Origin of the sequence: Actinomadura sp. 6K520, assembly GCF_004349245.1 — a bacterium.
Taxonomy (GTDB): Bacteria; Actinomycetota; Actinomycetes; order Streptosporangiales; family Streptosporangiaceae; genus Spirillospora.
The window spans coordinates 19868-46716 of record NZ_SMLC01000022.1 but is presented as its reverse complement, the minus strand read 5'-3'; the positions used below and the strand labels follow the sequence as shown (position 1 = coordinate 46716).

At 72.1% G+C, this 26849-nt stretch carries 31 protein-coding genes; 16 read left to right on the top strand and 15 right to left on the bottom strand.

The window, feature by feature from the left end:
* Positions 1–10 precede the first annotated feature (10 nt).
* Entirely contained in the window at positions 11–763 is a 753-nt protein-coding gene (locus E1289_RS08800; protein ID WP_131977197.1) for a class III extradiol ring-cleavage dioxygenase, read from the bottom strand.
* A 101-nt stretch (positions 764–864) separates the two neighbouring features.
* Here E1289_RS08800 and E1289_RS08795 point away from each other — a divergent pair, with 101 nt between their 5' ends.
* The 4 genes from E1289_RS08795 (at position 865) to E1289_RS08780 (ending at position 3863) form a co-directional block, all read left to right on the top strand.
* Positions 865–1353 (top strand): MarR family transcriptional regulator, encoded by a 489-nt coding sequence (locus E1289_RS08795; protein WP_131977195.1) that lies wholly within the window; start codon positions 865–867, stop codon positions 1351–1353.
* 121 nt (positions 1354–1474) lie between these two features.
* A complete protein-coding gene (locus E1289_RS08790; RefSeq protein WP_131977193.1) occupies positions 1475–1948 on the top strand; it encodes a hypothetical protein in 474 nt (157 codons plus the stop codon).
* Positions 1945–3210 (top strand): sensor histidine kinase, encoded by a 1266-nt coding sequence (locus E1289_RS08785; RefSeq protein WP_131977191.1) that lies wholly within the window; start codon positions 1945–1947, stop codon positions 3208–3210. Before E1289_RS08790 ends, E1289_RS08785 begins: the two co-directional genes overlap by 4 nt.
* A gap of 5 nt (positions 3211–3215) precedes the next feature.
* Positions 3216–3863 (top strand): response regulator transcription factor, encoded by a 648-nt coding sequence (locus E1289_RS08780; RefSeq protein WP_131977257.1) that lies wholly within the window; start codon positions 3216–3218, stop codon positions 3861–3863.
* Here E1289_RS08780 and E1289_RS08775 read toward each other — a convergent pair.
* Complete coding sequence (locus E1289_RS08775) at positions 3845–4981, bottom strand: winged helix DNA-binding domain-containing protein (RefSeq protein ID WP_131977189.1); 1137 nt, start codon at positions 4979–4981, stop codon at positions 3845–3847. The two genes, E1289_RS08780 and E1289_RS08775, sit on opposite strands and share 19 nt — an antisense overlap.
* Positions 4971–5609 (bottom strand): TetR/AcrR family transcriptional regulator, encoded by a 639-nt coding sequence (locus E1289_RS08770; RefSeq protein ID WP_243712709.1) that lies wholly within the window; start codon positions 5607–5609, stop codon positions 4971–4973. Before E1289_RS08770 ends, E1289_RS08775 begins: the two co-directional genes overlap by 11 nt.
* 141 nt (positions 5610–5750) lie before the next feature.
* On the opposite strand from E1289_RS08770, the gene E1289_RS08765 reads away from it, so the two are divergent.
* From E1289_RS08765 to E1289_RS08755, 3 genes are read left to right on the top strand one after another with little or no spacing between them, the layout of a single operon-like run.
* Positions 5751–6575, top strand: coding sequence for a class I SAM-dependent methyltransferase (locus tag E1289_RS08765; protein ID WP_131977187.1), 825 nt, complete (start codon positions 5751–5753; stop codon positions 6573–6575).
* Positions 6576–6583: 8 nt separating this feature from the next.
* Positions 6584–7492 carry a saccharopine dehydrogenase NADP-binding domain-containing protein gene (locus E1289_RS08760; protein WP_131977185.1) on the top strand — a complete coding sequence of 303 codons (909 nt, stop codon included), beginning with the start codon at positions 6584–6586 and terminating at the stop codon, positions 7490–7492.
* Positions 7492–8109, top strand: a complete 618-nt coding sequence (locus E1289_RS08755; protein ID WP_131977183.1) for a TetR/AcrR family transcriptional regulator — start codon at positions 7492–7494, stop codon at positions 8107–8109. The genes E1289_RS08760 and E1289_RS08755 overlap by 1 nt, the downstream gene beginning before the upstream one ends.
* A 35-nt stretch (positions 8110–8144) precedes the next feature.
* Here the strand turns inward: E1289_RS08755 and trpS are convergent, their stop codons facing one another.
* Positions 8145–9155 carry a tryptophan--tRNA ligase gene (gene trpS, locus E1289_RS08750; RefSeq protein WP_131977181.1) on the bottom strand — a complete coding sequence of 337 codons (1011 nt, stop codon included), beginning with the start codon at positions 9153–9155 and terminating at the stop codon, positions 8145–8147.
* A 225-nt stretch (positions 9156–9380) separates the two neighbouring features.
* Here trpS and E1289_RS08745 point away from each other — a divergent pair, with 225 nt between their 5' ends.
* Both E1289_RS08745 and E1289_RS08740 read left to right on the top strand, forming a co-directional pair.
* A complete protein-coding gene (locus E1289_RS08745; RefSeq protein WP_131977179.1) occupies positions 9381–9881 on the top strand; it encodes a MarR family winged helix-turn-helix transcriptional regulator in 501 nt (166 codons plus the stop codon).
* 48 nt (positions 9882–9929) lie between these two features.
* Positions 9930–11417, top strand: a complete 1488-nt coding sequence (locus tag E1289_RS08740; protein ID WP_243712708.1) for a DHA2 family efflux MFS transporter permease subunit — start codon at positions 9930–9932, stop codon at positions 11415–11417.
* Here E1289_RS08740 and E1289_RS08735 read toward each other — a convergent pair whose 3' ends face one another.
* From E1289_RS08735 to E1289_RS08720, 4 genes are read right to left on the bottom strand one after another with little or no spacing between them, the layout of a single operon-like run.
* Positions 11418–12326, bottom strand: coding sequence for a M56 family metallopeptidase (locus E1289_RS08735; protein ID WP_131977177.1), 909 nt, complete (start codon positions 12324–12326; stop codon positions 11418–11420).
* Complete coding sequence (locus E1289_RS08730; RefSeq protein ID WP_131977175.1) at positions 12323–12706, bottom strand: BlaI/MecI/CopY family transcriptional regulator; 384 nt, start codon at positions 12704–12706, stop codon at positions 12323–12325. Before E1289_RS08730 ends, E1289_RS08735 begins: the two co-directional genes overlap by 4 nt.
* 38 nt (positions 12707–12744) lie before the next feature.
* On the bottom strand, positions 12745–13419 hold the full coding sequence (locus E1289_RS08725) for a response regulator transcription factor (RefSeq protein WP_131977173.1): 675 nt from the start codon (positions 13417–13419) through the stop codon (positions 12745–12747).
* Positions 13416–14546 carry a sensor histidine kinase gene (locus E1289_RS08720; protein WP_131977171.1) on the bottom strand — a complete coding sequence of 377 codons (1131 nt, stop codon included), beginning with the start codon at positions 14544–14546 and terminating at the stop codon, positions 13416–13418. The genes E1289_RS08725 and E1289_RS08720 overlap by 4 nt, the downstream gene beginning before the upstream one ends.
* A 132-nt stretch (positions 14547–14678) precedes the next feature.
* On the opposite strand from E1289_RS08720, the gene E1289_RS08715 reads away from it, so the two are divergent.
* A complete protein-coding gene (locus tag E1289_RS08715) occupies positions 14679–15959 on the top strand; it encodes a glycosyltransferase 87 family protein (RefSeq protein WP_165970394.1) in 1281 nt (426 codons plus the stop codon).
* Between the two features lie 205 nt (positions 15960–16164).
* Here E1289_RS08715 and E1289_RS08705 read toward each other — a convergent pair whose 3' ends face one another.
* Positions 16165–16443 (bottom strand): hypothetical protein, encoded by a 279-nt coding sequence (locus tag E1289_RS08705; RefSeq protein WP_131977167.1) that lies wholly within the window; start codon positions 16441–16443, stop codon positions 16165–16167.
* Positions 16444–16742: 299 nt separating this feature from the next.
* Between E1289_RS08705 and E1289_RS08700 the strand changes: the two genes are divergently transcribed.
* Positions 16743–17978 carry an XRE family transcriptional regulator gene (locus tag E1289_RS08700; protein ID WP_131977165.1) on the top strand — a complete coding sequence of 412 codons (1236 nt, stop codon included), beginning with the start codon at positions 16743–16745 and terminating at the stop codon, positions 17976–17978.
* Positions 17979–17994: 16 nt separating this feature from the next.
* Here E1289_RS08700 and E1289_RS08695 read toward each other — a convergent pair whose 3' ends face one another.
* Positions 17995–18831, bottom strand: a complete 837-nt coding sequence (locus E1289_RS08695) for an SMP-30/gluconolactonase/LRE family protein (protein WP_131977163.1) — start codon at positions 18829–18831, stop codon at positions 17995–17997.
* A 73-nt stretch (positions 18832–18904) separates the two neighbouring features.
* A complete protein-coding gene (locus tag E1289_RS08690; protein ID WP_131977161.1) occupies positions 18905–19675 on the bottom strand; it encodes a methyltransferase domain-containing protein in 771 nt (256 codons plus the stop codon).
* 28 nt (positions 19676–19703) lie between these two features.
* Between E1289_RS08690 and E1289_RS08685 the strand changes: the two genes are divergently transcribed.
* From E1289_RS08685 to E1289_RS08675, 3 genes are read left to right on the top strand one after another with little or no spacing between them, the layout of a single operon-like run.
* Positions 19704–20204 (top strand): MerR family transcriptional regulator, encoded by a 501-nt coding sequence (locus E1289_RS08685; protein WP_131977159.1) that lies wholly within the window; start codon positions 19704–19706, stop codon positions 20202–20204.
* Between the two features lie 29 nt (positions 20205–20233).
* Positions 20234–20473: a hypothetical protein gene (locus tag E1289_RS08680; RefSeq protein ID WP_131954661.1), complete on the top strand. Its 240-nt coding sequence runs from the start codon at positions 20234–20236 to the stop codon at positions 20471–20473.
* Entirely contained in the window at positions 20470–20859 is a 390-nt protein-coding gene (locus tag E1289_RS08675; RefSeq protein WP_131977157.1) for a hypothetical protein, read from the top strand. The genes E1289_RS08680 and E1289_RS08675 overlap by 4 nt, the downstream gene beginning before the upstream one ends.
* A 49-nt stretch (positions 20860–20908) precedes the next feature.
* On the opposite strand, the gene E1289_RS08670 is transcribed toward E1289_RS08675, so the two are convergent.
* The gene (locus E1289_RS08670; protein ID WP_243712707.1) at positions 20909–21775 is read right to left on the bottom strand and encodes a class I SAM-dependent methyltransferase; all 867 of its coding nucleotides are present in this window, start codon (positions 21773–21775) and stop codon (positions 20909–20911) included.
* A 34-nt stretch (positions 21776–21809) separates the two neighbouring features.
* On the opposite strand from E1289_RS08670, the gene E1289_RS08665 reads away from it, so the two are divergent.
* Entirely contained in the window at positions 21810–22469 is a 660-nt protein-coding gene (locus tag E1289_RS08665; protein ID WP_131977155.1) for a TetR family transcriptional regulator, read from the top strand.
* Here the strand turns inward: E1289_RS08665 and E1289_RS08660 are convergent.
* The gene (locus tag E1289_RS08660; RefSeq protein WP_131977153.1) at positions 22458–24839 is read right to left on the bottom strand and encodes an MMPL family transporter; all 2382 of its coding nucleotides are present in this window, start codon (positions 24837–24839) and stop codon (positions 22458–22460) included. The two genes, E1289_RS08665 and E1289_RS08660, sit on opposite strands and share 12 nt — an antisense overlap.
* Before the next feature lie 71 nt (positions 24840–24910).
* Here E1289_RS08660 and E1289_RS08655 point away from each other — a divergent pair, with 71 nt between their 5' ends.
* Positions 24911–25555, top strand: a complete 645-nt coding sequence (locus tag E1289_RS08655) for a TetR family transcriptional regulator (protein WP_131977151.1) — start codon at positions 24911–24913, stop codon at positions 25553–25555.
* On the opposite strand, the gene E1289_RS08650 is transcribed toward E1289_RS08655, so the two are convergent.
* Both E1289_RS08650 and E1289_RS08645 read right to left on the bottom strand, forming a co-directional pair.
* Positions 25552–26283, bottom strand: coding sequence for an alanyl-tRNA editing protein (locus E1289_RS08650; RefSeq protein WP_131977149.1), 732 nt, complete (start codon positions 26281–26283; stop codon positions 25552–25554). The genes E1289_RS08655 and E1289_RS08650 overlap by 4 nt on opposite strands.
* Positions 26284–26299: 16 nt before the next feature.
* On the bottom strand, positions 26300–26659 hold the full coding sequence (locus tag E1289_RS08645) for a DUF2516 family protein (protein WP_131977147.1): 360 nt from the start codon (positions 26657–26659) through the stop codon (positions 26300–26302).
* Positions 26660–26849: the final 190 nt, after the last annotated feature.

Sequence of the window (26849 nt, the reverse complement as noted above, 5' to 3'; positions counted from 1 at the left end):
AGCGAGCGGGTCAGCCGAACTGGAAGGACCGCTTCGCCAGGCCGAACCAGTAGCCGTCGATGACCGACCGCCGCGCCGAGGGGTCGTCGGCGTCCGCGCCGAGCGCCATGAACAGCGGTGCGAAGTGCTCCGTCCTCGGGTGGGCGATCCGGGCCGCCGGCGCCTTCCCCCGGAAGTCGAGCAGGGCGTCGACGTCGCCGCCCTCCACGGCCCGCCGCGCCCAGTCGTCGAACTCCTCCGACCAGGCCGGCGGCTCCGCGTCCGGTCCGGGGCGCATCTCCCGCAGGTTGTGCGTCGTGAAACCGCTCCCGACGATGAGCACGCCCTTGTCGCGCAGCGGCGCGAGGCTCCGCCCGATGTCGAAGAGCCGCGTCGGCTCCAGCGTGGGCATGGACATCTGCAGCACGGGCACGTCGGCGTCCGGATACATCTCGACAAGCGGCACGTAGGCGCCGTGGTCAAGGCCCCGCTTCTCGTCCTGCTGGACGCCGGGAATGAGTCTGCGCACGTCATCGGCCAGTTCGGGCGCGCCGGGGGCGTCGTACCGGACGGTGTAGTAGTGCTCGGGGAAACCCCAGAAGTCATAGACGAGCGGCAACCGGCGGGTCGCGCCGATGCTCAGCGGCGCCTCCTCCCAGTGCGCGGACACCATCAGGATCGCCGTCGGCTTCGGCAGCTCAGCCGACCAGCGGGCCAGTTCGTCCGTCCACACGGGGTCGTCGGCGAGCGGCGGGGCGCCGTGACTGAGATAGAGAACGGGCATCCGGGTCATGTCATCCCCCTATTAGTTGATACTTCAACGTACTCAGATTTAGTTGAACTTTCAAGTCTTGAAGGTTCAATCTTCCGGGTAGGCTTGGCGGCATGACGGAACCACGGTGGCTCGACGCCGACGAGCAGGAGACCTGGCGCGCCTTCCTGTGGACGTCGCGCCTGCTCAACGAGGCCCTCGACCGGCAGCTCCAGCGCGACTCGGGGATGCCGCACGCCTACTACATGATCCTTGCGATGCTGTCGGAGTCCCCCGGCCGCGCCCTGACCATGAGCGAGCTCGCGGAGGTCGTCCACTCGTCGCCGAGCCGCCTGTCCCACGCCGTCAACCGGCTCGAGGAGGCCGGCTGGGTCCGCCGGACCAAGCACGCCACCGACCGCCGCGCCACGATCGCCCAGCTGACCGACGCGGGCTTCGCCGCGCTGGCCGAGGCCGCCCCCGGCCATGTCGCCGAGGTCAGGCGCCGGCTGTTCGACCCGCTGACCCGCGAGCGGATGCTGGAGTTCCGCGAGACCCTCCACGCCCTGCTCGAAGGGCTGGACCCCGATCACACGGCCCCCTGTGCCCCGGACCCCGGCTGATCCCGCGCGGGCGGGGTTCGGTTAACCGAACCCCCGATCGACCTGCCCGCACGATCGACCCGGACGGCCCCGGCGAAGGAGCCTGGAGACACCTGCTCGTCCCTGACCAAAGGGTGCCTCCATGACGATCACCGCTCCCCGCGCCACGCTCCGCGCCCAGCTCGGACGGACGCTCTGGCGGCGCTCCGCGTACACGCTCGCCGCCCTACCCGCGGCCCTCGCCTCGCTGGCCGGTGCACCGGTTCAGGCATCGCTCGCCCAGCGTCTCCTGGACGTCGAGCCAAAGCGCCGCGGGCGGTTCCCCACGATCCTTCACGCACTGCTGTCCATACCGCTCAACGTGCTGTCCCTGCTGCTGGTGGGCTACGGGTGGAGCATCGTCGTCCTCAACCTCCTCTACCCGGGACGGTGGCTCATCGGGATAGGCGGCACACTGGACGACGCCTGGGGCGGCCCCACACTCGCCGGCGCCTGGGCCGTCCACGCCTTGGGCGGGCTCGTGATGCTCGCGCTGATGCCGGTCATCCTGAAGGCGCTCACCGCGCTCCACGCACGGCTGCTTCTCCGCGTTCTGGGCGGGACGATGGGTAGATGAGACCCGTGCTGCGCAGAGCTTGGGCGGACACCCTCTACCTCTTGGCGAAGGCCCCACTCGCCCTCGTCGGTTTCGCTTTCGCGCTGCTCTCGGCCGTGCTCGGCGGGGTCCTGTCGGTGACCAGGCTCGGCGGCCCGGCGACGGCGGCGGTGCTGCGCGGTGCCCGCAGGTTCGGAGCGCTGCACCGGCGCCTCGCGGCCGTCCTGCTGGAGGAGCACGTGCCCGCGCCGGAACGGCCCCGGTCGCGGGCGGGGCTGCGCGCCTGGGTGCGCGACGCGCACGACGGCACCGGCTACCGGGCGTTCCTGCACCTGCTGACCGGGCTGCCGCTGGCGCTCCTCGGCCTCGTCGCGGTCCTGGTGACCTGGGTGTACGGGTTCCTCCTGCTGACGTATCCGGTCCAGCGGTCCCTCGGCCTCAACGAGTCGCGCGGCCGGGACTCCAGCGGCGAGCCGAGGTACGGGCTGTCGATCGACGGCTTCTACTTCGACACCTGGCAGCGCAGCCTCCTGGTCGCGCTGGCGGGCGCCGTGCTGCTGCTGCTCGCGCCGCGCGCGGTCCGGCTCGCCGCCGGGCTGGACGTGGCGGTGCTGCGCGCGCTGCTCGGTCCCCGTCCCCGCGACGCCCGCATCCGCGACCTGGAGGAAAGCCGGTCGTACGCGGTGGAGGACGCCGCCGCGACGCTCCGCCGGATCGAGCGCGACCTGCACGACGGCGCCCAGGTGCGGCTCGTCTCGCTGACCATGACGCTCGCCGCGCTGAAGGAGACGCTCCCGCCCGACACACCCGACGGCGCCCGCAGGCTCGTCGACGACGCGCACACCGGTGCCCGCGCGGCGATCTCCGAGCTGCGCGAGCTGGTGCGGGGCATCCACCCGCCCGTCCTGGACAAGGGCCTGGACGCGGCGCTGGCGACGCTGGCCGCCCGCAGCCCCGTCCCGGTGGAGCTGGACACGGACCTGCCGGAACGTCCGTCGGCCGCCATCGAGTCGATCGCGTACTTCTGCGCGTCCGAACTGCTCGCCAACGCCGCCCGGCACGCGGCGGCCGGCCGGGTGACCGTCGCGGCCGCCGAACCGGGCGGCGGCACGCTTCGGCTCACCGTCGCCGACGACGGGAGCGGCGGCGCGTGGGCGCGTCCGGGCGGCGGCCTCGCGGGGCTCGCCGAGCGGGTGCGTACGGTGGACGGCGAGCTGCGCCTGGACAGCCCCCCGGGAGGACCGACCACCGTGACCGTCACGCTCCCCCTCCGCACGCCATGAGCCCGCTGCGGGTGGTGATCGCCGAGGACGCGGTGATCCTGCGGGAGGGGCTGGCGCACCTGCTCGGCCTGCGCGGGCACGAGGTCGTCGCGGGGGTCGGCGACGCGGCGGCCCTGCACGCGGCCGTGGCCGAGCACCGGCCGGACGTCGCGGTGATCGACATCCGGATGCCGCCGACGCACACCGACGAGGGCCTGCACGCGGCGATCGAGCTGCGCCGGGAGCGTCCGGAACTCGGTGTCCTGCTGTTCTCGCAGTACGTGGAGACGCGGTACGCGGCCGAGCTGCTCGCCTCGTCCCCGGCCGGGGTGGGCTACCTGCTGAAGGAGCGGGTGTCCGACCTGGACGACTTCGTGGACGCGCTGACCCGCGTCGCCGCCGGCGGGACCGCCCTCGACCCGGAGGTCGTCGGGCAGCTGCTCGCCGCGTCCCGTCCGGGCCGCGGGCTGACCGCGCTGACGCCCCGGGAGCGGGAGGTGCTGACCCTGATGGCGGAGGGGCGGACGAACGCCGCGATCGCCGCGTCCCTGGTGGTGACCGAGCGGGCCGTCGAGAAGCACGTCGCCAACATCTTCACCAAGCTCGGGCTTACGGCCACGGGGAGCGACCACCGCCGCGTGCTGGCCGTCCTGCGCTACCTGGACGCCTCCTGAGGGGTGCGGAACTCGATGCCGTGCGACGCCGCGTCGGGGTGGGCGGCGGCGAGGAGGCGTTTTCCCTCTTCCTCCAGGGCGGCCCGGTCCGGGTCGGGGATCGGGGCGAACGGGTCGATGCGCAGCGTCGCCGCGCCCCGCTTGCCGCCCTTCTTCTCGATCTTCCACATGCCGTGGACGAAGCCGTCCACGAGGAACGTCGCCCGGATGATCCCGTTGACGGTGAAGACCCGCTTGCGATGCTCCTCCCCGATGATCCGGGCCCGGTCGGCGTGCGACAGCAGCAGGTTGTCGAAGTCGGGCACGAACCGCACGGGAGCCGCCGTGCCGGGATCGGGGCGCGGCGCCTCCGGGACGTCGTACAGCTTCCGCCCCCGCTCGTCCCGGAACTCCAGGAGACCGGGCCGGAGCCGCTCGACCACCTCGCCGAGCCGCCGCAGGCCGGACCAGTGCTGGACGTCCTGCACACTCGCCGGGCCGAACGCCGCGAGGTAGCGCAGGACCACCTCGTCCAGGGACGCCTCGGGCGCCGCGGGCCCGCCCAGCCACGCTTCGAGCGTCGTGTGCCGGGCCATGCCCGAGGCGCCCCAGATGCCGCGCGGCGGGACCTGGACGAGCGGCACGCCGCAGCGGGCGGCCCAGCCGAGGAGCGCCGGGTCCTCGTCCGGCCACCGTCCGGCCAGCAGGTCCCGCAGCTCCTTGTCGGTGCGCGGCTCGTCCTCCAGGTGGGTCCGCGCCGCGGCGAAGACGGCTCCGAGGTCGATGCCGTCGAGGTCGCGGGCCCTGGCCTTCAGGTGGTCGTCCAGGATGACCTGGGTGAGCGGGCGCAGCGCGCGGGCGTCGCGGGCGCTGACCAGGTGCAGCGTCCCGCGCATCAGCACGATCCGGGCCGCCCGGCGGCCGGTCATCAGCTCGCCGACCTCGCCGAAGGAGAAGCCGTCGAGACGGCTCCACAGCCCGATGTACGGCGGGTTCGGCGCCTGGGACTGCATGCCGACCAGATGCTCGATCGCGTCCAGCGCGGGCATCGCGTGCCGCTCCAGGAGCATCTGCCGCGCCAGCAGCGCCCGGTTCAGTGCCCGCCGCCCCAGGACGGGCACGTCCGCGTCAGCCGTCATAGCGTCCCCGCAGTTCCTGCCAGGTCGGAGCCGGGCCCGGGAGCCGGCCCGCGTCCGTGCGGCGCAGCGCGTCCAGGATCAGGGCGAGGTACCGGTGCTGGAGCCGGTTCATGCGTTCGTCGTCGCCGATCCGGATGCCGTGCAGGTGCTCCAGGATCACCGAGACGTCCCCCACCTCGATCTCGGGACGCAGCACCCCCGCCTCCTTGGTGCGCTCCAGCAGCCGCGTGGTCGCGAGGTGGATCTCCCGGCCCTTGCGGCTCATCTCCTCGGTGACCTCGAAGCCGCCCGCGAGCCGCATCGTCAGGGAGCCGGCGCCGATGTCCAGGCAGCGGCGCATGAACCCGGCGAACGCCTCCCAGGCGTCGCCCTCGTCCGCGAGCGCGGCCTCCACCTGGGCGAGGTAGCGGTCCATGCCCTCGTCGGCGAGCTTCTGCAGCAGGTCCTCCTTGCTCTTGTAGCGGCGGTACAGCGCGCTGATGCCCACGCCGGCCTGCTCGGCGACCGCCGAGATCGGCGCGCCCGGGTCGGCGGTGAACACCGCCCGCGCCGCTTCCCGGATGAGCTCGTCGTTGCGCGCCGCCTGCGCCTTGCGCCCGCTCATGGGCGCCCGTGCCGTGGTCTCCATGCCCCCATGTTAGGGGAACGAAGAATTCCGTTCTAGATGGGTGGGGTTGCCGGGTTTCGCGACCGCCACCCCCTTGACGCCGCACGGGCTCCGCCCTCAGTATGAACATACGTTCATGAACAGTCGTTCATAGGAGGGGACATGGGATCCGGTACTCCGGAGATCGTCAACGTGGCGCAGTACGAGGCGTGGAACGGATACGAGGGGCGGCACTGGGCCGACCACCACGACCGGTACGACGCGGGGAACGGGCCGTTCAACAAGTTCCTGCTGGAGGCGGCCGCGATCGGGCCGCGCGACCGCGTCCTCGACATCGGCTGCGGAAGCGGGCAGGTCACCCGGCTGGCCGCGGGCCAGGCCCGGCTCGGGAGCGCGACGGGCGTGGACCTCTCCACGCCGATGCTCGCCCGTGCGCGGTCCCTCGCCGAAGAGGAGGGCGTCACGAACGTGACGTTCGAGCAGGGCGACGCGCAGGTCCACCCGTTCCCCGACGGCGCGTTCGACGTCGCGGTCAGCCGGTTCGGGGTGATGTTCTTCGCCGACCCGATCGCCGCGTTCGGCAACATCCGGCGGGCGCTGCGCGAGGGCGGGCGCCTGGCGTTCCTGTCGATGGCGCCGATCGAGGAGAACGACCTCGGCAAGGTCCTTGCGGCGCTCCCGCCGCTCGACCACGCCCCGGTCGGGCACCACGGGCCGCTGTCCCTGTCGGAACCCGGCCGGGTCCGCGAGGTGCTGGAGGGCGCCGGGTTCCGCGCGGTGGCCTGCCGCAAGGTGGCGGCCGAGCAGATCGAGGGACGGGACGCCCGCGACGCCGGCGAGTTCTTCGCCGGCTGGGGCCCGATCCGCTACAACTACGGCGAGAGCGCGGAGCTGGTCGACATCATCACGGAGGCGATGCGGCCGTTCGAGCGCGACGGGGCCGTCCGGCTGCGGGGCACGGCCTGGCTCGTGACCGCGCGGGCATAGGGGGCGGCATGGAACGCGTCGTGGTGCTCGGCGGGTACGGGGCGGTCGGCCGCGAGGTCGCCGCCGGGCTGCTCGGGCACGTGCCGGAGGTGGTCGTCGCGGGCCGGGACCCCGCGAAGGCCCGAACGGTGGACGGCACGACCCCGATGCGCATCGACCTGCGGCACGACGACCTGGACCTGGACGCCGACGCCGTGGTCATGTGCGCCGAGCGGGAGAACGCGCGCGTCGCGGAGGCGTGCCTGCGGCGGGGCGTCCACTACGTGGACGTGTCCGCCTCGTACGAGGTGCTGTCCCGCATCGAGAAGCTCGACGGGCTCGCGGTCGAGCGGAACGCCACGGCGGTGCTGAGCGTGGGCCTCGCCCCCGGTGTCACGAACCTGCTGGCACGGGAGTTCGGCGGCGCGGACGTCGAGATCGGCGTCCTCGTGGGCTCCGGCGAGCACGGGCCGTCCGCCGTGGAGTGGACGCTCGACTCCCTCGGCGACATCGGCGAGTCGTGGCGGATGCGCTTCCCGGAGCCCTACGGCGTCCGGACCGTCCACCGCTTCCCGTTCTCGGACCAGTACACCCTGCCCGGCCGCGTCCGGACGGGCCTGTGCCTGGACTCACGCGCCCTCACGGCCCTGCTGCCGCGCCTCGCCCGGTTCCGCGACGCCCGCGCGGTCCGGGCCGCGTTCCGCCGGGTGCACGTCGGCGGTGACGGGTTCGCGGTGGCGGTCGCGTCCGGCGGGTCGGTGCGGTCGTTCGCGGGACGCAGGCAGAGCCGGGCGACGGGGCTGGCCGCCGCGCTGGTCGTCCGGCGGCTGGCCGGGACGGCCCCGGGCGTCCGGCACATCGAGGACGCCGTGGGCCCGGACTTCCTGCCGGAACTCGCCGAGCACGGCTTCACGCTCGCTCACTACGATGCGGGGTGATGTCACCTCGAAAAGCGGCCGCCCTGCGCGCCGGCGACCGGTCACTGCGCGAGCACCTGATCGTCACGGCCGAGCGGATGATCTCCGAGCGCGGAACGGCGGGCCTGACCGTGCGGGCGATCGCGCGGGAGGCCGGCGTCGCCGACGGCGTCCTCTACAACCACTTCGCCGACAAGGAGGAGCTGCTCGCCCACGCGCTGTGGGCGCGCGTCGAGGCCGTCGGGCGCACGCTGCCGCCGCTGCCCGAGCCCGGCGACGCGACGGTCGAGGCGAACCTGCGCGTCTACGTCGAGCACGGGCTGATCCTGCACAACGGGTTCCTGCCCGCGCTGGCCGGCCTGCTCGCACACCCCGAGGTCCTCGCCCGGTTCGCGGCGCTGAGCGGCGGGGGCGAGGACTGGCGCGACCGGCTCGCCCGCTACCTGCGGGCCGAGCGCGACCTCGGCCGCCTCGCCCCCGGCGCGCGGGTCGAGGCGGCGACCTCCATGATCGTCGGGGTGTGCCACGAGGCCGTGCTGTCGGTGCTGCTGCAGGGCGAGGGGCTCGCCCGGCGCACCTCCCCGGAGGCGGTGGACGACCTCGTCGCCACCGTCCTCGACGGGATCGCGCCGCGCTAGGCGTACCGCCCTGAGACCGCCCTGAGAGCCTGCCGTCACATCGCCATGGCCGCCCTGACCTCGTCCAGGGTGCGCTCCGCGACGGCGTTGGCGCGCTCGTTGCCCTCGGCCAGGACGCTCCGCAGGTACGCCCGGTCGGCGGCGAGCTCGGCGCGGCGGGCGCGGATCGGACGCAGGAACTCGTTGACGGAGTCGGTCACGACCTTCTTGAGCGCGGCGGCGCCGCCGTCGCCGATCTCGGCCGCCACCTCGTCCGGTTCGCGGCCCTGGCAGAGCGCGGCGAGCAGCACCAGGTTGGAGACCTCGGGGCGGGTGTCCGGCGCGTAGGCGATGTGCCGGTCGCCGTCCGTCACCGCGCGCCGGATCAGCCGGGCGGTCTCGTCCGGTCCGGCCGACAGCGCGATGGCGTTGCCGCGGCTCTTGCTCATCTTCCGGCCGTCGGTCCCGAGGAGGCTCGGCGCGGCCGACAGCAGCGCGTCCGGGACGGGGAACACCGGGCCGTAGCGCTCGTTGAAGCGGCGCGCGATCGTCCGGGTGATCTCCTGGTGCGGGAGCTGGTCCCGGCCGACCGGGACCAGGTTCGCCTTGCAGAACAGGATGTCGGCGGCCTGGTGGACGGGATAGGTGAACATCAGGCCGCTGACCGACGCCCGCCGCGCCGCCGCGATCTCGTCCTTGACGGTGGGGTTGCGCTGCAGCTCGCCGACCGACACCAGCGACAGGAACGGGAGCATGAGCTGGTTCAGGGCCGGGACGGCGCTGTGCCGGAAGATCGTCGCGGTGGACGGGTCGATGCCGGCGGCGAGGTGGTCGGCGACGAGCCCCTCGACGTGCTCCGGCAGGCGGTCGGCGACGTCCCGGTCGGTGAGGACCTGGTAGTCGGCGACCAGCACGAGCAGTTCGACGCCCGCGCGCTGGAGCCGTACCCGGTTCGCGAGGGTGCCGAAGTAGTGGCCGAGGTGGAGCGGGCCGGTGGGGCGGTCACCGGTCAGGATCCGGAACGAGCCGGGCTCGGCGGCGATGCGGTCCGCGAGGGCGGTTTGCATGGGTCTCTCCTCGAATCGGTGCGGTGCCGGTCCCGCCGGACGGGCCGCGTCACCGAGGAAGAGAGAAGGGCCGTCCAGCGGACGGCCCCGGGGCGTGTGCGAGTCGGCCGTCCTAGGACGGCCACCAGCTCGGACACGCGGTGCGGTTCATGCCGTCGAGCATAGCCGACCGATGCGGCCGCTCCTAGATAATCCGGAACGGAACCATTTGGGTACGCTGGCCGCATGACCGCGATGACCCCGCGCAGGTCCCCGGAGCGCGCCAGCCCGGACCTGTCCTTCCTGCTCGACCACACCGGCCATGTGCTGCGGAGCCAGATGACGGCGGCGCTCGCCGAGATCGGGCTGACGCCGCGCATGCACTGCGTCCTGGTGCACGCCCTGGAGGAGGAGCGCACCCAGATCCAGCTCGCCGAGATCGGCGACATGGACAAGACGACCATGGTCGTGACGGTGGACGCCCTGGAGAAGGCCGGCCTCGCCGAGCGCCGCCCGTCGTCCAGGGACCGGCGCGCCCGGATCATCGCCGTGACCGAGGAGGGCGCCCGGGTCGCCGCGCGCAGCCAGCAGATCGCGGACGGCGTGCACGAGGCCGCCCTCGGCTCCCTGCCCGCGGAGGAGCGCGAAGTCTTCCTGCGGGCCTTGAACACCCTGGTCACCGGGCATCTGGCCACCCCCGCTGAGAGCCCCCAGCCGGTGCGGCGGGCACGCGAGCGGACAAAATAGTTCCGACAAGGATCGTCTCCAACAAAACCATCTGTTACGGTCTCTCTTGTGTCGACGAACCAGGAGAAGACCGTGCCCTCCACTCCCCGCCCCTCGTGGCTCCGATCCCGCTGGGCGGCGCTCGCCGTGCTGTCCACGACGATGCTCATGGCGATCCTCGACGGCAGCATCGTGACCGTCGCGGCCCCCGCCATCCAGCGCGACCTCGGCTTCTCCCCCGCCGGGCTCAGCTGGATCATGAACGCCTACCTGATCCCCCTCGGCGGCCTGCTGCTCCTCGCCGGGCGGCTCGGCGACCTCGTCGGCCGCCGGACGCTGTTCCTGGCCGGGAACGCGCTGTTCACCGCGGCGTCCGTGCTCGCGGGCGCCGCCGGCACGGCTGGGCTCCTGATCGCGGCCCGGTTCCTGCAGGGCGTCGGCGGCGCGCTCGCCACCGCGGTCGTCCTCGGCATCCTCGTGACGCTGTTCCCCGACGCCCGCGAACGCGCCAGGGCGATCGGGATCTTCAGCTTCACCGGCGCCGCCGGCGCGTCCATCGGGCAGGTGCTCGGCGGGGTGCTCACCGACGCGCTGGGCTGGCACTGGATCTTCTTCATCAACCTGCCGATCGGCCTCGCCACGATCCTGCTGGCCCTCCCGGCGCTGCCGCGCGACCGCGGGATCGGCCTGTCCGCGGGCGCCGACCTGGCGGGGGCGCTCCTCGTCACGTCCGGGCTGATGCTCGGGATCTTCACGGTCGTCAAGGTCGAGCAGCACGGCTGGGTGTCCGCGCACACCCTCGGCCTCGGCGCGGTGTCGCTCGTCCTGCTCGCCGGATTCGTCGCCCGCCAGGCCACCGCCGCGACCCCGCTGATGCCGCTGCGCATCCTGCGTTCCCGGAACGTGTCGGGCGCCTACGTCGTCCAGTTGCTCACGCTGTCGGCGATGTTCTCGTTCCAGGTCATCGTGGCCCTCTACATGCAGCGGGTCCTCGGGTACGGCGCGCTCGACACCGGCCTGGCCATGCTCCCGGCGGCCGTGTCCATCGGGGCGGTGTCGCTGTTCGTCTCGGCGCGGCTGTCGAACCGGTTCGGTGAGCGGCTCGTGCTGATCGCCGGGCTCGTCCTGCTGGCCGGAGCGATGCTGCTGCTCACGACCGTCCCGGTGGACGCGGACTACGTCACCGACCTGCTCCCGGTGTTCCTCCTGATCGCGGGCGCGGGCTTCGTCCTGCCGTCGCTCACCGGGCTCGGCATGTCCAGCGCCCGCCCGGACGATGCGGGTCTCGCCTCGGGGCTGTTCAACACCGTCCAGCAGGTCGGGATGGCCCTCGGCGTCGCGGTGCTGACCACCCTCGCGGCCTCCCGCGTCGAGACCCTGCGGGCGGGCGGGCACGGCGAGGCCGCCGCGCTCACCGGCGGATACCACCTGGCGTTCGGCGTCTCGGCGGGCCTGCTCGTCGCGGCCCTCGCCGTCTCGCTCCTCGTCCTGCGCAACCCGCGCCCCCCGGCGGACACCGAGGCGGCGCCCGCCGAAGCCGTCCCGACGACCGCCTGACTAATGCGGCAGGACCAAGAGGAGCAGGGGTAGGCCGGCGATGATCGGGACGGCGGCGGTGGCGGCGAGGCGGGCCGGGCGGGACAGCGGCTCCGGCTTCAGCAGCCGGTTCACCCGCGCCATCACCGGGATCTTGCCGTGCGAGGCCACCCCGAGCGTCCCGGACGGGGCGGCGGCCGGGCGGGCGGCGGCGAACCGCAGCAGCGCGGTCGCCAGGTCGCGCGGCGGCCGCCCCGTGCGGGCCCGGTCGTCGGCGGCCATCTCGATCAGCAGCTCCACCGCGTCCAGGCACCGGGCGACCAGCCGGAACTGCGGGAACACCTGCCGCAGCGACGTGAACGGCAGCAGCACCAGGTCGTGGCGCTCGCGGGCGTGGGCGCGCTCGTGCGCGAGCACCGCGGCCAGCTCCCCGCGGTCGAGCAGCGCGAGCGTCCCGGCGCTGACGACGACCTTGGACGAGCGGACCCCCGGCACGCAGTACGCCGCGGCGCCGGGGTGGTCGAGGACGAGCGTCCCGGGCACCGCCGAGTCGCGGCGCGACACCAGCGCGAGCAGCGCCCGGTGCCGCCGCCGGTCCCGCACGACCTGCACCACCGCGTACATCAGCATGACCAGCAGAACGCCGGCGAGGCTGACGGCGCCGAGCAGCGCGGCCACCTCGACGGCGCCGAGCCGGGCGGCCTGGTCGTCGTACAGGCCGGGCAGCCCGCCGAGGACGCCGCTCTGGTAGGGCAGCAGGGCGAGGCCGAGCAGCGCGCCGATCGTGGCGACGCCCCAGCACAGTCCGAGGGCCTGCCAGAGCGCGATCCCGGTGCGCGGTGTCCGCCACGTCCACCGCGCCCGGGCCAGCAGGTGCGCCCCGCCGACGGTCCCCAGGGAGATCAATGCGAGCAGGGCGGTGCCGGTCATGCCGGTGGTTCCTTGCTCATGAGGCCGGCGAGGGTCTCGCGGATGACGTCGATCTCGTCCTCCGACACGGACCGGACGAAGTGGGCGAGCGCCGCGTCCCGGTCGCCCGTCTCGTTCAGCGCGCCGAGCATCAGCTCGGTGACGTAGCCCTCCCGGCTGGCCACCGGCCGGTACCGCCAGGCGCGGCCGTCGCGCTCGCGGGCGAGGAAGCCCTTCTTGGCGAGCCTGTCCAGCACCGTCATGACGGTGGTGTGCGCGAGGTCGCGGTCGTTCGCGAGGGCGCGGCTGACGTCACGGGCGGTCGCGGCCTGGCCACCGGCGTCCTCCCGCGCCCAGAGAACCTCCATGACCGTGCGTTCAAGCTCTCCCAGACCCTTCACGCCCTCCAGGTTAGCCGACCCCCGCGGGGGTCACCACGTCAGGTAGTACTACCGCCGGTAGAAGGCCGCACGAGCCCCATCTCGTAGGCGAGGATCACGAGCTGGACGCGGTCGCGGGCGTCCAGCTTGGCCAGCAGCCGCGCCACGTGCGCCTTGGCCGTCGCCACGCTGATGAACAGCTCCTCCGCGATCTCGTGGTTCGTCCTGCCGCACCCCACCAGCGTCAGCACCTCCCGCTCCCGCTCGGTGATCGCGCCCGACGGGCCGCCGGCCGGCGGGCGCGGGGCGTTCCCGGGCTCGGGCCGGGCGGCGAACTCCTCGATCAGCCTCCGGGTGACGCGCGGCGCGATCAGCGCCTCCCCGCCCGCGACGACCCGGATCGCCGCCAGGATCTCCTCCAGCGCCATGTCCTTCACCAGGAACCCGCTGGCACCGGCGCGCAGCGACCCGTACACGTAGTCGTCGTCGTCGAACGTGGTCAGCATCAGCACGCGGGCCGTCGTGATCCGCCGGGTGGCCTCGATGCCGTCCATGTCGGGCATGCGGATGTCCATCACGACCACGTCGGGCCGGACGTCCTCGGCCAGCCGCACGGCCTCCGCGCCCGTCCCGGCCTCCCCGACGATCTCCAGGTCCGGGGTGTCGGCGACGAGCACGCGCAGCCCGGCACGGATCAGCGGCTGATCGTCCGCCAGGACGACCCGGATCGTCATCGGACGGCCGCCGGCAGCGGAATCCGCGCCGTCACCCGGAACCCGCCCTCCGGACGCGGCCCGGCGGTGAAGTCGCCGCGCAGCAGGCCCACCCGCTCCCGCATGCCCACGAGGCCGTATCCGGTGCCCAGGACACCGCCGCGCCCGTCGTCCTCGATCTCTATCGCCAGTTCCTCGTCCCCGTAGTCGACGGTGACGCGGCATTGGTCCGTGCCCGCGTGCCGCACGACGTTCGTCACCGCCTCCTGGACGATCCGGTACGCGGACAGGTCGACGTCCGGCGGCAACGGCCGCCGCTGGCCCCGCCTGTGGACGTCGACCTTCACCCCGGCGTCCTTCGTCGCCTCGGCCAGCGGGTCGAGATCGTCCAGCCCGGGGGCCGGGCCGAGTGGCACCGAGCCGGGGTCGTCCCTGCGCAGCGCCGTGAGCATCCTCCTCAGCCCCGCAAGCGTTTCGCGGCTGGTGGCCTCGATGGCGTTCAGCGCGTTGCGCGCCTCCGCCGGCTGCGTGTCGATGACCCGCCCGCCGACGCCCGCCTGGATCGCGATGATGCCGATGCTGTGCGCCACCATGTCGTGCAGCTCACGGGCGATCCGGAGCCGCTCCTCGGCGACCGCCTGCGCCGTGGCCTGCTCCTGCAGCGTCTCGGCGTGCGCCCGCCGCCCCCGGACCGAGTGCCCCACCATCCAGGCGACGGCGGCCGCCAGGATCACGGTCATCAGCAGGATGTCTTGCGCGGACACGAAGGCGAGGACGGAAAGGACCTGCACGGCGAGCGTCACGACGGCCACCGGCACCGACACCCGGCGCCGACGAGCCGCCGCGATGTATCCGACCCCCAGATCGGTGATCAGGATATGCAGGCCCACGATCACCCCGTTCTGCATCTGCACCAGGGCGGCGGTCCAGGCGAGCAGCAGGATCGCCTGCACGGGCAGCGGGTTCCGCAGCAGCAGGACCCCGGCCAGCACCGTGAGCACGGCCGACACGAGGACTTCCGCACCGGCGAACCCACTCCCCCCGTTCCCCACCGTCACGAAGAGGACGAGGGGGTACAGGACGACCGCAACCCACAACACGGCAGTCCAGGCGACACGGCGCACTCGACTCAGCGGCAGGGCGGTCATGGCGCGATCGTAACCGCGACCACTCACCGGCACATTGGCCCGCAGGCGTAAGCCCGCGGGCCACAAGCGCCATGACAAATGGGGCCGACGGCCCGACGCCCACCCGCCTTGCTCGAAGCCAGCGTTGTCCGCATGAAGCGCTGGCCCACATTCGTCCTCATTATCGAAGTTTTCGTCGTCGTGGTCTTCTCACTCACCTACGACTCGCTGGACTTCCGTATCTACTGGCTGGGCGGGCACGCCGTGACGGATGGCACGCGCCTCTACGACGAGCAGCTCGCCGCCCACTGGTTCACGAACACGCCGTTCATGGCCGCACTGTTCACACCCATGGCCGCCCTGCCTCTCACTCCCGCCCGCCTGATGTGGCAACTCACCTCACTGGCCGCTTTCACATGGGCTTGCGCGACGACCATGAAGCTGGCCGGGCACCGCGTTTCCCTGAAGGTCGCGGTGGCCGGTGGACTGCTGCTGGGGCCGGTGTGGCATTCGTTCTTCCAGGGCCAGGTCAACCTGTTCCTGCTCGCCCTCGTCCTCGCCGACCTGCACCGGGTCGCCCAAGGCCGCCCCGCGGGCATCGCCATCGGCATCGCGACGGCGATCAAGCTGACCCCGGGCATCTTCATCGTCCTTCTCCTCGTGACGAGACGGACGAGGGACGCCTTCACGGCCGCGGTCTCCTTCGCCGTCTGCACCCTCCTCGCGTACGCCGTCGCACCGGACGCGTCCCGTCATTACTGGCTCCACACCTTTTACGACACTTCCCGCGTCGGCGTCCCGTACATCAGCAACCAATCCCCTCTTGGCGCACTCACGCGAACCCTTAGAGGAACGGCCGATGTCGGTGACTGGTACACCGCCATCCCCTTGACCATCGGAATCACCGGGCTCCTGATAGCGGCCGCCTGGGCGAGGCGCGGCGACTGGCTGACCGCCGTAGCGGTGACCGGTGTGACCGGCCTCCTGGTCTCCCCCATCTCCTGGGCGCATCACTGGGTGTGGATAGTCCCGGCCCTGGCCGTGCTCATACGCGACAAGAACCGAACCATCGCGATCTGCGGCTACACCCTGTTCGCCCTGGCCCCCATGTGGTGGACGCCGTACATCCCCGAACCACTCAGCTTCGGCTGGCACCTGCTACTGCTGCCCGTCGCCAACTGCTACCTGTTGGCCGGCCTGTTCTTTCTGGGGCACATGGTCGTCCGGCTTCATCAGGGGGTCTCCACGATCACGAAGGAGGCGAGCATGCGGCGGAGCCAGCCACCGCGGGGGCGCCTTTCGATGCGTCTCGCCCGTACCGGCGGGCGGGAGGGCGGCCTGGAGTGCACGGCCGGACGGGGTGCCCTGGGGGGCGAGGGCGCGGCCCGTCCGGCCGTGCGGTTCTGGAGGGACGCCCGCGAGTACCGGCCGTAGTGGTCGCGTCCGGTCGACTCCTCCAGCAGGCGTCCGAGCGTCGCCGGGTCCGGAGCTTCGACCAGCCGGTCACGCCCCGTCCGGTCGCGGGTGAGGGCCCACCAGCGGCCGGTGTACTCCCCCAGCCAGACAGAGCAGCCCGGGAAGCGGCGTGCCAGCTCGGCCGCGACGCGTTCGGGGTCCAGGTCGGCCGTCGCCCACGGGGTCACCGCTCCTCCCTCACGGCCAGGGAGCCGAGGACGAACACGGCCGCGTCGGTGAGGCGGTCGGCGGGCGCGATCGGCTCGCCCCATGACGTGAAGAACCAGAGTGCGGCGCCGTCCTCATCCCGGGGACGGCACGAGATCGTGTCGGCGGCGTTCTTCGTGCAGCAGCCCTTGACCTGTGGGTTCGTGACCCGCAGCCCGGCAGCGGACAGGTCGACGTCGAGTTTCCTCGCGGCCAGATGCGCGGCAAGTGCCGCGAGCCGCACCTCGGGGGTCATAGGCTGGTCCACAGCCAGGACCTCGTTTCCTGGTCAGGCCCCGGCCCACATGGTGTTCCAGCACCGGGTCGGGGCTGCTTCGTCTTCGGAGGCAGGACGCTTCTCAACTCGTCCCGCGACTGTGAGTAAACCGCCGTCACAGAGCGCGAGAAAAGATGAGAATGCGGAGACAGACCCGGAGACTCGAAAGTCTCCGGGTCCACAAAAGGGGGCACACACGAATGACTGCCCAAAATCCCCCAATATGGGCAGCCCGGCTCCGCGTCGAACGTGACAGGCGAGGCTGGAGCAAACACGAGATGGCCAGGCAACTCCTGCACGCGGACGGCCTGGAGCGAGGCAACGTGGCCAACCTCGCACGTCAGATCTACGACTGGGAGAAGGGGCGGAATTTTCCGCGCGACTGGGCACCTGCCTATGCAAAAGCGTTCAAATTGGACCCCTCGGAACTCTTCTCAACCGGGGTGGTCATGGAGGCATCCTCTCCGTATGAGCCCGACCACGACCATGAGGAGGACGAAGTGAAGCGCCGCGCCCTCCTCGGCCTCCTCGCCACCACCGCCGTCGCCGCCCCGCTCGGCCGCGACGCCGAACACCTGCGCGCCACCCTCACCGGCACCCTCACGACCGAGGCAACCGAACGCGACGCCGACACCTGGGAGCGCGTCGCCTTCGACTACGCGCACGAGGTCGACCAACTGCCCCCGGCCGTGGTCCTCCGGGACCTGCTAGCGGACGTGGCCGAACTCGATGTGCTCATCTCCCGCGCCAACGACCCCGTCAGGGGCCGTCTCGTCAACACGGCCGCGCACCTGGCCGCGCTCACCGCGTACCAGCTGACCGGCCTCGGCGATCCACGCGCCGCCCGGCGCTGGTGGCGCACCGCGGCACACGCCGCGGACGCATCGGGCGACAACGCCACCGCCTCGCACATCCGTGGCAAGGAGGCGGTGCTATCGCTCTACACGGGCCGCTCGGAGCTTTCCAGCCTCGACGCTGCCGAAAAGGCGATCGAGCTCAATCACGGTCGGCCGTCCGCCGGAGTGGCCAGCGCCAACTCGGCAAGAGCCCAGGCATACGCCCAACTCGGTCGCCACAACGAAGCCGAACAGGCCCTTGCCGACCTCACGCGAGTGTTCGAGCACCTCCCCGCCAAGACCAAACAGGACAGCATCACGATGTGGGGCTGGTCGGAGCAGCGGCTACACCATGTCGCCAGCTACGTCCACATGCACTCGGGCGATGTCGACCGTGCCCAGCAGGCCCAGGACGCCGCCATGGCGCGATATCCGGCCGAGAGCTTCTTGCCCCGTGCCCAGATCGAGTTGCATCGAGCAGGGGGCCTCATCAAGGCAGGCGACACCGACTCCGGCGCCCAGCATGTGATGCGGATCTTGGAGGAACTTCCAGCCGCCCACCGCCTGGACGCCATGATCCGCCGCACAGCCTTCACGTCTCTCGGCCTCGCATCGTCGAAAGACGCGAAAAGACCCGCCCTGCGGGACGCCTACGCGATGCTCGCCGGGGCCAGGTAGCCGGACCGAGGGTGCATCAGGGCCAACCCGCTCCCGGCACGGTGACCTCGACGGTGAGGACCTGGCCGGAGCCGGGGGTCACCATGTCCGGGTCGGTCATGCCGCGCCATTCGGCGGCGGTGATGAACAGGGTGGTCCGGTCGGGGCCGCCCAGGGTGCAGGAGAAGGCGCCGCGATCCAGGTCGACGGTCTGGAGTACCGCCCCTCCCTCGGCGACGCGCACGCAGCGGCGGTTGGGGACGTCGGCGTACCAGACGGCGTTCTCCGCGTCCACGCAGATGCCGTCCGGAGCGGCCTCGCCCAGGTCGGCCCAAACGCGGCGCCCCGACAGCCCGCCGTCCGGGCCAATGTCGAAGGCCAGCAGGACGTTCGCGTAGGAGTCCGCGACAATGAGCGTGGCGTTGTCGGGCGTCACCGCCATCCCGTTCGGGAACGTGATTTCGTCGGCCACCTGGCGTACCGGGCCGTCCGCCGGAGCCAGGAAGACCGACCCGGGCCCGAAGTCCTCCCCGGAGATCGACTCGAAGCCGTTGACGTACACGTTGCCGCGCCCGTCGGCGACGACGTCGTTCCAGCCGGGCCGGCCGAGGTCGGCGTGCGTGACCAGTGAGCCGTCGGGCTCCCGGCGCAGCAGCAGGCCGTCCCACGCCGAGACGATCAGCAGCGGGCCGCCCGGGAGCCAGGCCGTGCAGAGCGGCAGCGACTTCACCTGCGCGACGACCTCGCTGGAGCCGTCGAGCCCCACCGCGACGACCTCGCCCGCGGACCAGTCGGAGAAGTACAGCCGGTCCCCATGCCAGCGCGGCGACTCGACCAGTCCCCGCCCGTCCACCAGCGTCCGAATCTCGCTCATCCTCATCACGTCCTTCTCCGGTGCGGGTTTCTCACCTCCTACACGAACGGGGAACGGCCGGATCGACACGACTTCACCGGGGAGTGGATCCGGCCGCCATGAACATCGGCATCGCCATGAAGAGCCGGTCGGCTTCGGCCCGCGCACGCTGCTCGGCCTTCCAGCCGTCCGCCTGCTCGCGGGTGATCGCCCCGGCGGAGAGGACCTTGTCGGCCAGTTCGGTGAGCACGGGCAGCATCGCCGGCCCGGTGAACACCGCGGTGTGCGCCTCCACCGTGACGTCGCCGAACCCGGTGTCGAGCAGCAGGTTGCGGTACCGGCGGGCGGCCCGCGGCTCGGCGACCAGGTCGGCGCGGGCGTGCACGATGGTGCGGGTGAGGGCCGGGTCGGCGGAGTCGATGGCGAAGGAGTCCCAGTCCTGGCCGACGAGCACGATCCGCCCTCCCGGCACGAGGACGCGGCGGGCCTCGACCAGCGCCCGTTCCGGCTCGGCGAGGATGTGGAACACCTTGTCTGCCCGGTAGCCGTGCACCGAGGCGTCCGCGAGCGGCAGTTCGTACGCTCCCGCGAGACGGAAGTCCGCCTCCGGCCACCGGTCACGGGCAATCGTGATCATCGTCTCGTTCGGGTCCGCGCCGACCGCCCGCACTCCCCGCTCGGTCAGTTCGGCCACGGCCCGTCCGGCGCCGCAGCCCACGTCCACCACGGACGTCCCGGGCTCGGCGGCGAGCAGCTCGTAGGAGCGGACCCGCAGTTCCGCAGCGCCCGGCAGGCGATCGGCCGCATCGAGCAGCGCGATGAGGTCCTTCGTCGCCTGGCGCGCCTTCTCCGTTTCAGTGGTCATGCGCGCCAGGATGGGAGTTAATGTCGACATGAAGTCAAGCGAGCCCGGGGCGATGAGCATCGGCGCCCTGGCCGGTCACTTCGGCTTGGCCGCGCACGTCCTGCGCCACTGGGAGTCGATGGGGCTGCTCACTCCGGCGCGCGACGCCGCCGGACGCCGCCGCTACGGCCCCGCCGACCTCACGCGGGTCGCTCTCATCCTGAGCGCAAAGGAGGCGGGGCTCTCCCTGGAGAGCATCGCCACCCTGATGACGGCCGCCGACCCGGCGAAGCGCCGGGACGTCCTCTGCGAGGAGGCCGCGGCGCTCCGCTCCCGCATCGCGGCCGCGCAGGCGTCCCTGGACCTCATCGAAGGCGCCCTCCAGTGCGACCACGAGGACTTCACCCGATGCCCCAACTTCGCCCGGATGCTGGCGGATCGCATCGGTGCGGGCGCGAGGAGCCGGGGCGATGTCGGCCCTGCACAGACCGACATCGCCGTTGTAAGCGGGAGCAAACGCCCGGCGCCTCCACATCCGAGTACACACTGAGGGACGCGAGAGTGTGTATCGTGACCCCCATGGCGAGACTCAACATCACGCTCCCTGATGAGCTTGCCGCCACGTTGCAGGGGCTTGCCGAGGAGAAGAAGATCGCCTCGGTGTCCGGGTTCCTCGCGGACGGGGCGCGGCTCAAACTGGCCCTCCTGCGGGACGCGTCCACCATCGACGACCTGTTCGGGCCGCCGAGCCCGGACGAGCAGGCCATGGTGGACCGGCTCGTCGAACGCGGCACCCCGGAGAACCGGGACGTCGCGTGATCACCGGTCACGTCTTCGACGCGACCGCTCTCCTGGACCTTGCCACCGGCAAGACGATCTATGTCCGCGCCCGGCTGCGCGCCTCGATCGCCCAGCACGCCACGATCGTCATCCCGGCCACGGCCCTGGCCCGCGCCTGGCAGATCGTCCCCGACCACGGGCGGGCCGTCCTGGAACGCCTGCCCGGCATGCAGGTCGTGCACGTCGACGACCTCGACGACGTGATCGCCCAGCAGACCGGCCTGCTCGTCACCACGAACCCGAACCTGGGCATGGACGCGGCGCAGGCCGCCTGGTCCGCCCGCTGGCGCCGCTGGCCCCTGATCACCGCCGAACCCAAGGTGTACGAGAGCGTCCCGGGCGTCCGCGTCGAGCAGATCCCGTAGCCGACCCACCAGCCCGCTGCCACGAACGTTCACGACGGCCAGTACCGCGTTAGGCCGGTGAGGCGGTGGTCAGCCAGACCGAGCCCGGGATGCGGACGCCCGCCGGGGTTTCGAACTCCGTCAGGGCCTCCTGCACTTCGGCGCGTATGCGGGTGATGGTCGCCGCGTCCACGTCGCGCAGATTGTGGCGGGTCGGGCCCATGGAGAAGAGGAAGTCGGCGGCGGCCGACGCGTCGGCGCCGAACGTCATGGGGGCGTCGACGGCGGTCACGTCGATGCCGGTGAATCCCGCGGCGGCGAGGACCTCCCGGATACGGGCGGGGTCGAGCAGCGACCCCATGCCCGTCGCGGCGGGGGACGCCTCGCGCAGGAAGGGCGAGAGCGCGGCGGTCGCGCGGGCGTAGGCGTTGTCCGGGCCGCCCGGCCGCGGACCGAGGAACGCGAGCCGGCCGTCCGGTGCGAGTGCCCGCCTCAGGTTCGCGAAGGCCGCGACATGGTCGGCGAAGAACATGACGCCGCCGCGGCTGAGGACGACGTCGAACCCGCCCGCGGGGAACGGATGCACCTGCGCATCGCCCTGCTCGAAGGCGACGTTCCCGATGCCTTCGGCGTCGGCGTCCCGGCGGGCCCGCTCCAGCATCGGGGCCGACAGGTCGATTCCCACGGCGTGGCCGTCGCGGGCGCGGCGCGCGGCGAGGATCGTCGTCCGGCCGGTTCCGCACCCGACGTCGAGGACCCGGTCGCGGGACGTGACGCCCGCCGCCCTGAACAGGGGTGCGTCGAAGTCGCCCATCATCCCGTTGTAGAGCTCGGGATTCTCGGCCCAGTGCGCGCCCTCCCAGCCGTTCCATGCCTCCGCCTGCTGACGGTTGACGATGCCGTCCATGCCCCACCTCTTCATCTCACTAGAGTTCATCTCTAGAGTTGTACTCTAGATATAGGCTCCAATCATGGGTGAGGTCAAGCGGCGGCGCCGGGACGAGAAGTCCCGGGAGACACGGCGGCGGATCATCGACGCGGCCGGCGCGCTGTTCGTCGAGCAGGGGTACGGGGCGACGAAACTGCAGGAGATCGCCGACCGGGCGGGCGTGGCGGTGCAGACGATCTACTTCGTCTTCCGGAACAAGCCCGCGCTGCTCAAGGCGCTGGTCGATGTCGCGATCGCGGGCGACGACGAACCCGTCCCGACGCTGGGCCGGGCGTGGTTCGCGGAGGTCACGGAGGCGGCCACCGCCGAGGCGGCGCTGGCCGCGCTGGTCGCCGGCACCCGGGGGACGCTCGAACGCGTCGCGGCCGTCAACGAGATGGTCAGGGCCGCGGCGGCGACCAACCCGGAGATCAAGGAGCTGTGGCCGGAACGGGACGACCCCCGGTACACGGTGATCTCCACGGCCGCGAAAAGCCTGACCGGGAAGCCGGGCGCCCGCCCGGCCGTCTCCGCGGAGGAGGCGGCGGACGTCCTCTACGGTCTGCTCAGCCCGGAACTCTTCCTCGTCCTGACCCGGGACCGCGCGTGGCCGCCGGACCGGTGGGAGCGGTGGGTGCACACCGCTCTCCGCGCCCAGCTGCTGGACGACGCCCCCGCCTCCGACGGCGCGTCAGCGCGTTAGCTCCAGTTCCAGTTGCTCGGCGTCCGGTTCCGGCTCCGGGGCCGGTGGCGGCGGCGGGGTGGGGCGGCCCCGGCCGGGCCACCACCAGTTGGCGTGGCCGAGCAGGCTCATCAGCGCCGGAACGAGGACGAGCCGGACGATCGTGGCGTCCACCGCGACGGCGACCGCGAGGCCGAGCGCCATCATCTTGATCGTGGGGTCGGGCTGCGGGACGAAGCTGGCGAACACGAAGATCATGATGAGCGCGGCGCAGCTGATCAGCCGCGCGGTGGCCCCGATGCCGATCGTGACGGACTCGTGCGGGTCGCCCGTCCGGTCGTACTCCTCCTTGATCCTCGACAGCAGGAACACCTCGTAGTCCATGGACAGCCCGAAGACCAGGGCGAACATGAACAGCGGCACGAACGACATGATCGGGATGGCCTGGTCCACGCCCAGCAGCCCGATCCCCCAGCCCCACTGGAAGACGGCCGTGACGACGCCGAAGGACGCCCCGATCGACAGCAGGTTCATCAGCGCGGCCTTCAGCGGGACGATGATCGACCGGAAGGCGATGACGAGGAGCAGCAGCGCGACGCTCACGACCGCGACGACGACGGTGAGCATGCGGTCCCCGACGGTCTCGGCGATGTCGATGATCGCGGGGTTCTCGCCGCCGAGGTAGATCTCCGCCCCGGGGTTGTCCGCCCGCACCTGCGCCAGCTCCACGTTCCGCAGCCGGTGGACGAGGTCGGTGGTCGTCTCGGCGTGCGGCGCGTCCCGCGGGGTGACCCGCACGATCGCGGTCGTCCCGGTCACCACGGGCTCGCCGGCGAGCACGACGCCGGGCGCCTCGGACAGGACGCGCTGCAGCTCCTGCCCGAGCAGGACCGCCCGCTCGTCGGGCTTCTTGTCCGGGTCCGGGGCACCCTTGGGGCGGGCTTCCCCGGCCGGTGGCGACGGGGTCGCCTGCGGAGCCGCGGGTCCCGTCAGGCCGGCCAGTCCCTGCATGCCGTCGACCGTGGGGACCGCCCTTTCGGGCTTCTCCCGCTCCTGCTCATCCGGCACCTTCGCGACGACCACGAACGGGCTGTAGTGCCCGGCGCCGAACTCCTCGGCGACGATGTCGAACGCCTGCCGGGTCTCCATCTCGGGGGACGCCATGCTGTCGGCCATCACCCCGAACCGCAGGCTGAGCGTCGGCACGGACAGGGCCAGCAGGACGAGCGTCGCGACGATCGCGTAGGGCCAGGCGTTGCGGTCCACGTGGCGTCCCCACGTCGTCCACCGCTGCGAGCTGCGGTCCGGCCGGGCGCGGGGCAGTTTGTACCGGTCGATGCGCTCCCCCAGCGACCCCAGGATGGCGGGCAGCAGGGTCAGCGCGGCGACGACCATGATGGCGACGGCCAGGGCCGTGGTGATCCCGATCCGCCCGACGAACGCGATCCCGGAGAGGAACAGCCCGCAGATCGCGAACACGACGGTGCCGCCGGCGAAGACCACGGCGTGCCCCGCGTGCGCCATCGCGCGCCCGACCGCGGTCTCGACGTCGTCGCCCTCGGCGAGCTGCTGCCGGTAGCGGGTGACGATGAACAGCGCGTAGTCGATCCCGGCGCCGATGCCCAGCATCGCGGCGACCATCGGCGCGGTCGGCGCGAGCTCGAACATCGACGCCAGGAAGTGGATCAGCGAGTACGAGACGGCCAGCGCGCAGAGCGACACCAGGATCGGGATGCCCGCCGCGAGGTACGACCCGAACGCGAGCAGCAGCACGACCATGGCCAGGACGATCCCGGCGCCCTCCTGCGGGCCGCCCTTCGGCTGGTTCAGGATCATCGAGACGATCCCGCCGAACTTGACGTCGGCCCCGGCCATCCGCGCCGGTTCGACGGCCTCGTTCAGCTCGTCGAGGTCGGCGGCGCTGACGTCGCTCATCGTCCCGGTGTAGTTGAGCCGGACGACGACCGCGTCGTCCGACTTCAGCCCGCCCATGCCCTGGACGTAGGGGTTCTCGACGAACGCGACCCGGTCGAGCCTGGAGATGTTGTCGATCGACTCGCCGATGGCGAGGGCCACGCGCCAGTCCGCGGGGCCGGTCCGGGACGTCTCGTGGAAGACGACGGTCGAGGTCGGCCCGGTCATCGCCGGGAAGTCCTCGGCGAGCGCGTCGATGGCGAGCTGGGTCTCGGTGCCGGGCAGGGAGCTCTGCTGGACGAACATGCCGCCGTGCATGAGGCCGAGCACACCGGCGCCGAGGATCGCGACGACCCACAGCTCGAAGACCGCGCGCCGTCTCCGCACGCAGAGCCGGCCGAGCCCGCCCAGGAACCGCGCGATCCTGCCGGACTCGTCCGGCCGCCCCGCCGCCCCGCCCTCCGCGAATCGCGCCATACCCGCAGAGAACACCTATCGCTGCACTTTTGCAACCGATGCAACTTTGCAGTCATGGTAATGTCCGTCACATGCACGGCACGGCCGATGATCACGACTCCGCGCCGCCGGGCCTGCGCGAGCGCAAGAAGCGGCGCACCCGGCAGGCCATCGCGACCGCCGCGCTGCGGCTGTTCGCCGAGCGCGGCTACGAGGAGACCACGATCGCGGAGATCGCCGCCGCGGCCGACGTGTCGCCCCGCACGTTCTTCAGCTACTTCCCGTCCAAGGAGGACGTGGTCTTCGCCGAGATCGACGACCGGCTCGCCGAAGTGTCCGAGCAGCTGCGCCGTACCCCGGGCGAGACGCCGATGGAGACGATCCGGCGCAGCGTCATCGACGTCCTGGCGGCGCTCGTCGCCGAGCACGGCGAGTACGGGGCCGTGCAGATCGCCCTGATCCAGGAGCGTCCCGGCCTGCGGGCGCAGGCGCTCCAGCGGATGCTGAACACCCAGGAGCAGATCGAGGCCCTGCTGCGCGACCTGTGCCCCGACCTCGCGGAGATCGACGCCGTGGCCGCGTCCGGCGTGGCGATCGGCGGGATGCAGGCGGTCGTCGCGCACTGCCGCCGCGAGGGCTACGACCCGCTGTCGATGCGCAGGGCCCTCGACCGGGCCGTCGACATCGTGGAGCGCGGCCTCGCCTCGGTCGACGCCCTCACCCGCCCGTCGCGCTAGTCCTCGATCTTGAGGCGGATGCGGCGGAAGCCGCGGCCCTTGTTCTCCACCTTCGCGACCCGGATGCGGCCGATCTGCTTGGTGGAGCCGACGTGGGTGCCGCCGTCCGCCTGCGTGTCGAGGCCGACGATGTCGACGATGCGGACGTCCTGCACCTCGGGCGGCACCAGGTTCGTGGCCGTCCGGATGATGTCGGGGATCTCGAACGCCTCGGCGCGCGGGAGCGTCTTGACGTCGATGCGCCGGTCGGCCTCGACCTCGGCGTTGCACGCGTCCTCGACGGCCTGCTTGAAACCGGGCGGGACCTCCCGCAGGTCGAAGTCCATCCTCGCGGTCAGCGGTTCCATGTTCCCGCCGGTCACGAGGCAGCCGTAGTCGCGGAAGACCACCCCGCACAGCAGGTGCAGCCCCGAGTGGGTGCGCATCAGGGCGGTGCGGCGGTCGTCCTCGACGGCGCCCCGCACGACCGTGCCTACCGGCGGGACCGGGTCGCCCTCCACCGGGATCAGCTCCAGGTCGTCGCCCTTGCGCACCCCGGCGACGCGGGTCTGCACGCCCTGCCACAGCAGGACCCCGTGGTCCGGCGGCTGGCCCCCGCCGCCCGGATAGAACGCCGACCTGTCGAGGACGATCCCCTCGGGGCCCGCGTCGAGGACGACGGCCTCCCATTCGCGCAGTGCCTGGTCGTCCAGTTCCAGCCGGGTCGTGCGCCCATGAACCTCGCTCATGCGCCCACCTTAGAGATCACCAGGGGCCGTAGGGACCCGATCGGCGGTCGCCGCGGCCGTTCTTCTTGTAGGGCGCCACCGCCGGGCGGACGTCGGCGAGGTAGATGGCGGCGGCGATGAACGCCGCGACCGGGAGGATGCCGATCAGCAGGCCGATCGGGCGGATGCCGAGCGCGGCGGGCGCGATCGCGTGGGCGCCGCCCAGCACCACCGCGACGACCAGGACGATCATCCACATCTTCTTGCGCCACTTGCCCGCGGCGGAGTACGCGTTCTCCGGGACGGACAGCGAGTCGACCAGCGCCCACGCCTCCATCACGAACGCGATGATCAGCAGCAGCCAGAAGAAGTAGTCCAGGACATTGAAGCCCGACATCGGCGATCAGCGCTCCTGCTCGTTTCGGGACGGCGGCTCCACGCCGCGCACACGGGGTCTGACTACCCCAACCCTATGCGCGTCGTCCAGCGTTGACCGGCGTCCCGCCTTCACCGGCGAAAACGGAGCCGCCTGTGGGGGAAGACGAAGGAGCCCGGCCGGGTGTTCCCGGCCGGGCCCCGAATCGCAG